At 68.1% G+C, this 445-nt stretch carries 1 protein-coding gene; it reads left to right on the top strand.

Features of this window, described 5'->3' with window-relative positions; genetic code table 11:
• The coding region (locus C9F12_RS22305; RefSeq protein WP_162816569.1) for a hypothetical protein at nucleotides 1-445 on the top strand (445 nt) is incomplete at both ends.

Genomic DNA, 445 nt, shown 5'->3' with positions numbered 1-445 from the left:
ACGATGATATGCCGACGGTGACCATCGAGGGCCCCGAGGCACCCAACGAGGACGGCAGTCTGAGCGGCACCTGGGTCCAGGATGGCGGTGGTGATGAGCAGGCCGAGATTGTGGTGACCCTGCCCGGCGATGACACCGAATACCCGCTGGACACGCCGATCGACACCGATGGCGGCACCCTGGTGGTCAAGCCGGACAATACCTGGACCTTTACCCCTGATGAGCCGGGCGACGGCTCGCCCGCCAAGGTGCCTGGTTTCGAGATCACCATCACCGACGGTGATGGCGACAGCACCACCGCGAGCTATCCGCCAGCCACCGATGACACCCCGACCACGCCGGACAGTGACGGCGATCCGGCGACGCTGACGCCCCAGGGTCTGCTCGACGAGGACGGCCTGCCCAAGGGGATCGCCGGCGGACCCGGCGACGCCCCGGGCACCGA

The sequence above is a fragment of the Halomonas sp. BN3-1 genome, assembly GCF_003056325.1.
GTDB lineage: Bacteria > Pseudomonadota > Gammaproteobacteria > Pseudomonadales > Halomonadaceae > Halomonas > Halomonas litopenaei.
This window is presented reverse-complemented; position numbering and strand designations above follow the sequence as displayed.